Raw genomic sequence first — 8,089 nt, forward strand, 5'->3', positions numbered from 1 at the left:
CCGACCATTCGTTCCCTGGAATGAGTCAGCGCGCCGCAGCAAGGGTGATTCCCGCACTGCGCTTTGTGAATCGATGGGCCACGTCCTCGATTCAGGCCGGGGCATCCTGTCCCGGACGGCAAACGCCGAATAAATCAGCGTTTGCCTAACAGTCGTCAACAAATTCGTTTAGCTTCTGCGAGCGTGCTCGGCACTGTCAAGGCGGGCACGGGCACGCGCCGCGGCGGCGCGGACCTGCGATGGCGCGGTGCCGCCCAGGTGATCCCGCGCCGCCACCGAGCCCTCGAGCGTCAGTACGGCGAACACGTCGGCCTCGATCAGCGGGCAGAAGGCGCGCAGTTCATCGAGCGAGAACTCGGCAAGGTCCCGTCCGCTCGCCACGCCCTCGCGCACCGCGCGCCCGACCACCTCGTGCGCGTCGCGAAACGGCAAGCCGCGCCGCACCAGGTAGTCGGCCAGATCGGTGGCGGTGGCAAAGCCAGCGCGCGCCGCCTCACGCATGCGCGCGGCGTTCACGGTCATGCCGGGCAGCATGCCGGCCAGCGCGGTCAGGCTGTCGCGCACCGTGTCCACGGTGTCGAACAGCGGTTCCTTGTCTTCCTGGTTGTCCTTGTTGTAAGCGAGCGGCTGCGCCTTCATCAGCGTCAGCAGTGCCATCAGGTGTCCGTTGACGCGCCCGGTCTTGCCGCGCAGCAGCTCCGGCACGTCGGGGTTTTTCTTCTGCGGCATGATCGAGGAGCCGGTGCACCAGGCGTCGGCCAAGCTGACGAAGCCAAATTGCGCCGACGACCACAACACCAGTTCTTCGGACATTCGCGACAAATGCGTCATCAGCAGTGCCGCGGCCGACACGAACTCGATGGCGAAGTCGCGGTCGCTGACGGCGTCGAGCGAGTTCTCGGCCGGCCGCTCGAAGCCGAGCAGCTCGGCGGTGAAGGCGCGGTCGATGGGGAAGCTGGTGCCGGCCAGCGCGGCGGCGCCGAGCGGCATCACGTTGACGCGCCGGCGGCAGTCGACGAAGCGCTCGCGGTCGCGCGCCAGCATCTCGAACCAGGCCAGCAGGTGGTGGCCGAAGGTGATTGGCTGGGCGGTCTGCAGGTGGGTGAAGCCCGGCATCAGCGTGTCCGCCTCGCGCTCGGCGAGGTCCACCAGGACGTTCAGGGCCTGGTACAGCTGGCCGTCGATGGCGTCCAGCTCGTCGCGCAGCCACAGCCGCACGTCGGTGGCTACTTGGTCGTTGCGCGAGCGGGCGGTGTGCAGCTTTTTGCCGATCTCGCCGATGCGCGCCACCAGCGCCGTTTCGATGTTCATGTGCACGTCTTCGAGGGCGATTTGCCACTCGAAGCGCCCGGCTTCGATGTCGGCGTCTATCCCCTGCAGGCCGGCGACGATGGTGTCGACCTCGTCGGCGGTCAGCACGCCGACCCGTCCCAGCATGCGGGCATGGGCGATGGAGCCGATGATGTCGTGGTGAGCCAGGCGCCGATCGAAGCCGATCGAGGCAGTGAAACGCTCGACAAAAGCATCGGTGGGTTCGGCGAAACGGCCGCCCCAGGGTTTGCGGGCTGCGTCGGACATGGGCGGCAGGGCAAGCGTGGCGAAGCTCGAAAGTATAGCGAACCCGCCGCCCGACGGCGGGTTCCTGCCTGATCTGCGTCAGCCGCGCCCGCTTCTGGCGGTGCTGGCCGGCGCGCCGCTCGGCCGATGCAGCCGCAGCCGGCCAAGTCGGCGCGGTGGCGAGCCCAGCGGCGGCGTCCGCGGGGCAGGTGCGGTCGGCTGCCGCCCGGCACCCCGGCGTGCAGCCGGTGCTCGGACGCCGGGAGCCGGGCCGACCGGTCAGCGACCGACGTTTCGGTTCTCGGACGCGGCAGACGTAGAATGCGGCACGGCTCACCCCGGCATGGAATCAGCGATGGACGTCAGTTCCGGTCTTGGTTTCGGTAGCGCCAGTTTCGTCGAGGCGCTGTATGAGGAGTTTCTCGCCGACCCGACGCGCGTGCCGGAGGCCTGGCGGCGCGAGTTCGAGTCGTGGGGTGCGCCGCCGGCCGGTCCCGCGGCACCCAGTCATGGCGCCGTGCAGCAACGGCTGCGCGAGCTGGCCGCCCACCGCAGGACGGCCGCGGTCGCGCCGCCGGCCACCACGTCGCAGCGGCTGCACAAGCAGAACGCCGTCCAGCAGCTGATCAACGAATACCGCCAGCGCGGTCATCTGGCGGCGCGCACGGACCCGCTGGAGCTGCAGCCGGTGCCGCCGGTGCCGAGCCTGAGTCTGGACTATCACGGCCTCACGCAGGCGGACCTGGATGCGACTTTCTCACCCGGCAATTTCCCGCTGCCGGCCGGTGCCACGCTGCGTGATCTGGTGTCGGCGCTCGAGGCCACCTACTGCGGCGCCGTCGGTTTCGAATATGCCTACCTGTCCGACTCACAGCAGGTGGAGTGGCTGCGCCAGCGCATCGAGGCCGGTCGTGGCCGTGCCACGCTGACGGTCGACGAACAGCGCCAGATCATGCGCGCGCTGACCGCGGCGGAGGGGCTCGAGCGCTACCTGCACCGCCGCTACGTGGGTCAGAAGCGTTTCTCGCTCGAGGGCGGTGACGGCCTGATCGCGGTGCTCGAGGAGCTGGTGCGCCGCGCCGGCAGCGCCGACGTGAAAGAGCTGGTCATCGGCATGGCGCATCGCGGGCGCCTGAACGTGCTGGTCAACATCCTCGGCAAGCAGCCGCGCGAGTTGTTCGCCGAGTTCGAGGGCAAGGCCGAGGTCGTCGGTTCCGGGGACGTCAAATACCACCAGGGCTTCTCGGCCGATCCGGTCACCCCCGGCGGGCCGATCCACCTGACGCTGGCGTTCAACCCCTCGCACCTGGAGATCATCGATCCGGTAGTGGAGGGCTCGGTACGGGCGCGCCAGGAGCGCCGCGGCGATCTCGCCCGCCGGCAGGTGTTGCCGTTGTTGATCCATGGCGACGCCGCCTTCGCCGGTCAGGGCGTGGTGATGGAAACGCTGAACCTGGCCAAGACGCGCGGTTATGCCACCGGCGGCACGCTGCACATCGTGGTCAACAACCAGATCGGCTTCACCACCAGCAACCCGTCCGACGCCCGCTCGACCTACTACTGCACCGAGATCGCGCACCTGACGCAGGCGCCGATCTTCCACGTCAACGGCGACGACCCGGAAGCGCTGCTGTTCGTCACGCGCCTGGCGCTCGATTTCCGCCTCACCTTCGGCAGCGACGTGGTGATCGACCTGGTCTGCTACCGCCGCCAGGGGCACAACGAAGCCGACGAGCCGGCCATCACCCAGCCGCGCATGTACGCCAAGATCAGCCGCCACCCGACGGTGCGCGAGCTGTATGCGAGGCGTCTGGAAAGCGCCGGTGTGCTGGCGCCGGGCGAGGCGGCGCGACTGGCCGAGGACTATCAGCGGGCGCTCGAGCGCGGCGAGTGCGTGGCGCCATGGCCGATGAGCGACCAGCGCCCGCTGCTGGCCATCGACTGGGCACCGCACATCGACGCGGTGTGGACCGAGCCCGCCGTCACCGGCGTGCCGATCGACACCCTGCGTCGGCTCGGCGAGAAGCTGTGCACGGTGCCGGCCGGCTTCAAGCTGCACCCGCGTGTGGCCAAGATTCTGGACGACCGCCGGCAGATGACGGCCGGCGAGCAGCCGCTGGACTGGGGCTGCGCCGAAACACTGGCTTACGCGACGCTGCTGCTGGAGGGTCAGCGCGTGCGCCTGTCCGGTCAGGACAGCGGCCGCGGCACCTTCGCCCACCGTCACGCGGTGCTGCACAACCAGGACCTCGATGCGCCGGAAGACCTGCAGCGCTACGTGCCGCTGCAGCACCTGCAGCCGGGGCAGCCGAGTTTCCTGGTGATCGACTCACCGTTGTCCGAGGAGGCCGTGCTCGGCTTCGAGTACGGCTACGCCAGCGCCGACCCGCACACGCTGGTCATCTGGGAGGCGCAATTCGGCGATTTTGCCAACGGCGCGCAGGTGGTGATCGACCAGTTCATCAGCTCGTCGGAAGCCAAGTGGCAGCGCCTGTGCGGCATGGCGCTGTTCCTGCCGCACGGTTACGAAGGTCAGGGGCCGGAGCACTCCTCGGCGCGCCTGGAGCGTTACCTGCAACTGTGCGCCGAGCAGAACATGCAGGTGTGCGTGCCGTCCACGCCGGCACAGATGTTCCACATGCTGCGCCGGCAGATGCTGCGCCGCTACCGCCGCCCGCTGGTGGTGATGACGCCCAAGAGCCTGCTGCGGCACCGCCTGTCGGTGTCGACGCTGCAGGAACTGGCGCAGGGCGAGTTCGCGCTGCTGATCGGCGACCCGCGGCGGCCGGACCCGGCGCGGGTGCGCCGCGTGCTGCTGTGCAGCGGCAAGGTGTATTACGACCTCTATGCGGCGCGCGAGGAGCGTGGCATCGACGACATCGCCATCGTGCGCATAGAGCAGCTGTATCCGTTCCCAAAGGCGCAGCTCAGCGACGAACTGGCCCGCTACGGTACCGCCGCCGAGGTGATATGGGTGCAGGAGGAGCCACTGAACCAGGGCGCCTGGTACCAGATTCGGCACAAGCTGGTCGATTGCCTGGCGCCGGGACAGGCGCTGCGCTACATCGGTCGGCCGCGTTCGGCGGCGCCGGCCTGCGGCAGTTACGCCCTGCACCTGAAGCAGCAGCAGGCACTGGTGGACGACGCACTGGCGCCGGCCAAGGCCCCGGCCGTGCGCCAGCAGAAATCGGCCTGAATTTTTCAAAAAACACTTCGGATTCGTCATGCAGATCGAAATCAAAGCGCCGGTCCTGCCCGAGTCGGTGGCGGAGGCCACCCTGCTGCAGTGGAAGAAAAAGCCCGGCGACGCGGTGCGGCGCGACGAGAGCCTGATCGACGTCGAGACCGACAAGGTGGTGCTGGAAGTGGTGGCGCCGGCCGACGGCGTGCTGACCGCCATCCACCAGCCCGATGGCGCCACCGTGCATGCGGGTGATCTGCTGGCCACGCTGGACACCGAAGCTGCGGCCACCGGTGCCGCCGCGGCCGAGACGGCGAGTGCCGAACCGGCGGCGCAGGCGCCGCAAATCCGCCCCGTCGCGGCGGCGCCGGCGGCGAGCCCGGCGGCGCGCAAGCTGGCCGCCGAGCAGGGTGTGGACACGGCAACCCTGACCGGCAGCGGCCGCGACGGGCGCATCATCAAAGAGGACGTGCTGGCGGCGGCCAAAGCCGCGCCGGCAGCGGTGCCCGTCGGTGCGGCGCCCGCCGCCGAGGCCGGCGCGCGGCTCGAGCAGCGCGTGCCGATGACGCGCATCCGCCAGCGCATCGCCGAGCGCCTGGTCCAGGCGAAGCACACCGCGGCCATCCTGACCACCTTCAACGAAGTCAACATGCAGCCGGTGATGGACCTGCGCGGGCGGCACCGCGAGGCGTTCGAGAAGACGCACGGCGTCAAGCTCGGTTTCATGTCGTTCTTCGTGCGCGCGGCGGTGGAGGCGCTCAAGAAGTTCCCGGTCGTCAACGCCTCCATCGACGGCACCGACGTCGTTTACCACGGCTATTTCGACATCGGCATCGCCGTCAGCAGCCCGCGCGGTCTGGTGGTGCCCATTCTGCGCGACGCGGACGTGCTGTCGTTCGCCGACATCGAAAAGGCGATTGCCGATTTCGGCCAACGCGCCCGCGACAACAAGCTGACCATCGAGGAGCTGTCAGGCGGCACGTTCTCCATCACCAATGGCGGCATTTTTGGTTCCATGCTGTCGACGCCGATCCTGAATCCGCCGCAAAGCGCCATCCTGGGCATGCACAACATCGTCGAGCGGCCGGTGGCCGAGCACGGTCAGGTGGTGATCCGACCGGTGATGTACCTGGCGCTGTCCTACGACCACCGACTCATCGACGGCCGCGAGGCGGTGCAGTTCCTGGTCGCCATCAAACAGGCGCTGGAGGACCCGTCCCGCCTGCTGCTCGGCCTGTGAGGGGCGCAGCCATGGATCGCTACGACGTACTGGTGATCGGCGCCGGCCCCGGCGGCTACGTGGCGGCCATCCGTGCCGCCCAGCTCGGGTTCAAGACCGCCTGCGTGGAGCGCTGGATCGGCAAGGACGGCCAGCCAGCGCTGGGCGGCACCTGTCTTAACGTCGGCTGCATTCCATCCAAGGCGCTGCTCGAATCGTCCGAGCAGTACCACCGTGCCCGGCACGGCCTGGCGGCGCACGGCATCACGGTCGGCGAGGTCGCCATCGACCCGGCCGCCATGGTGGCGCGCAAGGACAAGATCGTGCGCCAGTTCACCCACGGCATCGGTGGGCTGTTCCAGAAAAACCGCGTCACCTGGCTCAAGGGCAGCGGGCGACTGGCCGGCGAGGGCAAGGTCGAGGTGATCGCCGCCGACGGCGCGGTGCAGGCGGTGGCGGCCGGGCACATCATCATCGCCACAGGTTCCCGGCCGATGCCGCTGCCGGTGGCGCCGCTGGATGGCGTGCGCATCGTCGATTCGGCCGGCGCGCTCGATTTCACCGCCGTGCCGGCGCGGTTGGGCATCATCGGCGCGGGCGTGATCGGGCTCGAGCTCGGCAGCGTGTGGGCGCGCCTGGGCAGCGCGGTGACGCTGCTCGAAGCCATGCCGGAATTCCTGCCGGCCACCGATCGGGCCATCACGGCGCTGGCGCACAAAGAATTCAAGGCCCAGGGGCTCGACATTCGTCTCGGTGCCAAGGTGACCGCTGCCACCGCCGGTGCCGACGCCGTGACGGTGGCTTTCGAAGATGCCGGCGGCGCGCAGCAGGCCACGTTCGACCGCCTCATCGTCGCCGTCGGGCGGCAGCCGGTGACCGACGGCCTGGGCCTGGAGACGGTGGGCATCCGCACCGACGAGCGTGGCTTCATTCCGGTGGACGAACGTTTCCGGACCAGCGCCAGCGGCGTCTACGCCATCGGCGATGTGGTGCGCGGGCCGATGCTGGCGCACCGGGCGTCGGAGGACGGCATCGCGGTCGCGGAGGGTATCGCCGGTCAGCACTGCCACGTCGATTACGGGACCATCCCGTGGATCATTTACACTTGGCCGGAAATCGCCTGGGTTGGTCGCACCGAGCAGGCCTTGAAGGCCGAAGGGGTGCCCTACGTCTCGGGCGTTTTTCCGTTCCAGGCGAACGGTCGGGCGCGCGCCATGGAGGCCGCACAGGGGCAGGTCAAGCTGCTCGCCCATGCCGAAACCGACCGCGTGCTCGGCGTGCACATCATCGGCCCGCATGCCTCGGAACTGATCGCCGAGGCGGTGGTGGCGATGGAGTTTTGCGCCAGCGCGGAAGATCTCGCGCGCATCGTGCACGCGCACCCGACCCTGTCGGAAGCCCTGCACGAGGCGGCGCTCGCCGCGCAAGGGCGGGCGATACACATCTGATTGCCGCCAGGCGACCGGTGGCATCGGTCGTCGCGCGTGATCGGTTGCGTCTAGCGGGTGCGGCAGAACGACATAACGGTAGTGTGGAGCGGGCGGGGCCGGTCGCGGCCGGGCACCGTTCCCTCAGCTCTCAAGGGAAACATCACATCCATGAACCTGCACGAGTACCAGGCAAAACAGCTGTTTGCCGATTACGGCATCGCCGTTCCGCGCGGCGAGGTGGCCGACAGTCCCAAGGCGGCGCAGGCCGCCGCCGGGCGTATCCCGGGCAACCGCTGGGTGGTCAAGGCCCAGGTGCACGCCGGCGGGCGTGGCAAGGCGGGCGGCGTCAAGCTGGTCGACAGCCCGGAAGCGGTGGCGCAGGCCGCCGAGGCCATGCTCGGCAAGCGCCTGGTCACCTACCAGACCAACGCCGACGGTCAACCGGTCAACAGCGTGCTGGTCGAAGAAGTGAGCCAGATCGCGCGCGAGCTGTACCTGGGGGCGGTGGTCGATCGCGCCAGCCAGCGCGTGGTGTTCATGGCCTCCACCGAGGGCGGCGTGGAGATCGAGAAGGTGGCCGCCGAGACGCCCGAAAAAATCCTCACCACCGCCATCAATCCCATCGTCGGCCTGCAGCCCTATCAGTGCCGGCAGTTCGCGTTCAGCTTGGGGCTGACCGGTGACCAGATCAAGCAGTTCACC

5 protein-coding genes are annotated in these 8,089 nt (G+C 69.0%); 4 read left to right on the top strand and 1 reads right to left on the bottom strand.

What is annotated here, in order from left to right; all coding sequences use genetic code 11:
• Positions 1 to 168 precede the first annotated feature (168 nt).
• Positions 169 to 1,578 carry an argininosuccinate lyase gene (argH, locus tag PHC73_RS08875; protein ID WP_300126859.1) on the bottom strand — a complete coding sequence of 470 codons (1,410 nt, stop codon included), beginning with the start codon at positions 1,576 to 1,578 and terminating at the stop codon, positions 169 to 171.
• Positions 1,579 to 1,912: 334 nt separating this feature from the next.
• On the opposite strand from argH, the gene PHC73_RS08880 reads away from it, so the two are divergent.
• From PHC73_RS08880 to PHC73_RS08895, 4 genes are all read left to right on the top strand, one after another.
• A complete protein-coding gene (locus PHC73_RS08880; protein WP_300126861.1) occupies positions 1,913 to 4,753 on the top strand; it encodes a 2-oxoglutarate dehydrogenase E1 component in 2,841 nt (946 codons plus the stop codon).
• Between the two features lie 28 nt (positions 4,754 to 4,781).
• Positions 4,782 to 5,978, top strand: a complete 1,197-nt coding sequence (gene odhB / locus PHC73_RS08885) for a 2-oxoglutarate dehydrogenase complex dihydrolipoyllysine-residue succinyltransferase (protein ID WP_300126863.1) — start codon at positions 4,782 to 4,784, stop codon at positions 5,976 to 5,978.
• An 11-nt stretch (positions 5,979 to 5,989) separates the two neighbouring features.
• On the top strand, positions 5,990 to 7,405 hold the full coding sequence (gene lpdA / locus PHC73_RS08890; RefSeq protein ID WP_300126865.1) for a dihydrolipoyl dehydrogenase: 1,416 nt from the start codon (positions 5,990 to 5,992) through the stop codon (positions 7,403 to 7,405).
• A gap of 150 nt (positions 7,406 to 7,555) precedes the next feature.
• Positions 7,556 to 8,089: ATP-grasp domain-containing protein (locus tag PHC73_RS08895; protein ID WP_300126867.1), on the top strand; the 534-nt coding region annotated here is incomplete at its 3' end.

Origin of the sequence: Immundisolibacter sp. (assembly GCF_028696615.1) — a bacterium.
In the GTDB taxonomy this organism is placed as follows: Bacteria; Pseudomonadota; Gammaproteobacteria; order Immundisolibacterales; family Immundisolibacteraceae; genus Immundisolibacter.